General features: G+C 38.8%; 3 protein-coding genes. All 3 read right to left on the reverse strand.

Annotated features, from left to right (window positions below; genetic code table 11):
• A partial coding sequence (hypD, locus tag AC3DU7_RS32060) for a hydrogenase formation protein HypD (protein ID WP_488043269.1) occupies positions 1–445 on the reverse strand: 445 nt, incomplete at its 3' end.
• Between the two features lie 423 nt (positions 446–868).
• The gene (locus AC3DU7_RS32065; protein ID WP_488043270.1) at positions 869–1,117 is read right to left on the reverse strand and encodes a HypC/HybG/HupF family hydrogenase formation chaperone; all 249 of its coding nucleotides are present in this window, start codon (positions 1,115–1,117) and stop codon (positions 869–871) included.
• Between the two features lie 110 nt (positions 1,118–1,227).
• The coding region (locus tag AC3DU7_RS32070; protein WP_488043271.1) for a Kae1-like domain-containing protein at positions 1,228–2,139 on the reverse strand (912 nt) is incomplete at its 5' end.

The following is a 2,139-nucleotide window of genomic DNA, read 5'->3' on the forward strand; positions in this document are numbered from 1 at the left end:
TTTCAAAACCTAAACCAAAGAAAATTATCTCTTGATCTGGATTTTCCTTAGCTATTTTCAAACTATCCAGGGGCGAATAAACTATCCGAATATCTGCACCTTGAGCTTTTGCCTGCAAGAGACTTTTTTTGGAACCCGGCACCCGCATCGCATCGCCGAAAGTAGTAAAAATGACGTTGGGTTTTTCTGCTAGAGCGATCGCATCATCTAATCTACCCCTGGGCATTACACAAACTGGACATCCAGGGCCATGTATTAGTTCAATATTATTAGGTAAAACTTCTTCGATGCCATATTTGAAGATAGAGTGAGTGTGACCACCACAAACTTCCATTATTTTGAGTGGGCGATCGGTGGTGTATCCTAATTTTTGACTGAGTTGATCAATTTCTCTAACTAGACCTTGTACTTTGTGGGGATCGCGAAATTCTTTAACATATTTCATATATTTTCTTCTCCATAAAACTAAAATACCGTAGATTGGGTTAAGCGGTAGCGCAACCCAACAAATATCTATAGCAGGGAACAGGGAGCAGGGAATAGGGAATAGGTAATGGGAAACACCGAAGCAATAAAATTATCACGGCGTTGCTGATTCTGGGTATGATTTTGCCCCCCTAGCCCCCCAATTTTGGGGGGAATAAAACTCTAAAAGTCCCCCAATTTTGGGGGATGCGCGGGGGCTTTACCAGAACCAAACAATCGCACATTCATACTTCAATTCAGCAACGCCAAATTATCACATCTTAATTTCTGATTTCTATATATACATATAAATAATGAATATACTGGGTTTCTTTCTTCAACCCAAACTACATAATAATAATAGGTCAATATGTTGAGTTTCATCTCTTCAACCCAACCTACTTTAATTCATCACCGCAGCGACTTCTTGCAATAATTTCAAAGTTTCTGCTGCCTCTTCTTTATCCAAACGGTTCATGGCAAAACCCACATGAACTAACACCCAGTCGCCAATACATGACTCAACCGGATGTTCTTCATCAACTATGCAGGCAATATTAACCTCCCGTTTCACCCCACTAATATTAACAGTTGCCAACTTCTTAGCAAAATCAGTTATTTCTATAATTTCACCAGGAATTCCTAAACACATTTTTATTAAATTTATTTATTAAATTTATGAAATCTTCTGCCGCCATCATTTAGGTGGAACCTGACTGTGAGTCAAAACTTCCAACCCCATTTTTATTAGACGATCGCTCACTAATCAAAATTTTTATCCGTACATCCATGGCAAAATCCTTGTCTTGCAGCAGCAATAACAATTTGACCCAGAGATAAACCGCCATCATTAGGTGGAACTTGACTGTGAGTCAAAACTTGTAACCCCATTTTTATTAGACGATCGCTCACTCCAGAAAGCAACAACTTATTTTGAAATACCCCACCGCTCAAAGCTACTTGATTAAACTCACAACTCTGATGTAACTCAGCCACCATCTCAGAAATAGCGATCGCTAATCCTTGATGAAACCTCGCTGCCATCAGAGCTGGAGAAGCACTTTGTTTTATGTCTATCAGTAAGGATTGCCACATTGGCTGTGGATCCAGATAAGTAAGAGGGAATTTACTATCTGTATCTAACTTGAGCATATTAAATTGATAACTTTCTATTTCTTTAGCATCATTTAATAAATACTCTGTTGCCAAAGCCTCCAAATCTATCGCTGCTTGGCCTTCATAACTACAAAATTCTCGACAAATACCAATGGCAGCAGCCACCGCATCAAATAACCGCCCGCAAGAAGAAGCTAGGGGAGAATTAATCCCTTTTTCCATCATTTGATTCAAGGTGGCCAGAGGTGTTGTTTGGAAAAAATTAAATAATTCTAAATCTTCATAATCCTTAAGAAAATCTAAACCAAAAGCAGTGACTAAATGGGCATAAGTATTGCGCCAAGGTTGATAAATAGCTTTTTCTCCCCCAATCATTGGCACAGGCTTAAAAGTTCCTAAACGTTCAAACCCGCGATAATCTGCTAATAAAAATTCTCCACCCCAAATAGTTCCATCCTCTCCATAACCCAACCCATCCAAAGCAATTCCTAAAACTGGATTTGAATCAATATCTAAACCATTTTCTGCCATACAAGCTGCAATATGACTATGATGATG

Source organism: Okeania sp. (assembly GCF_983059655.1).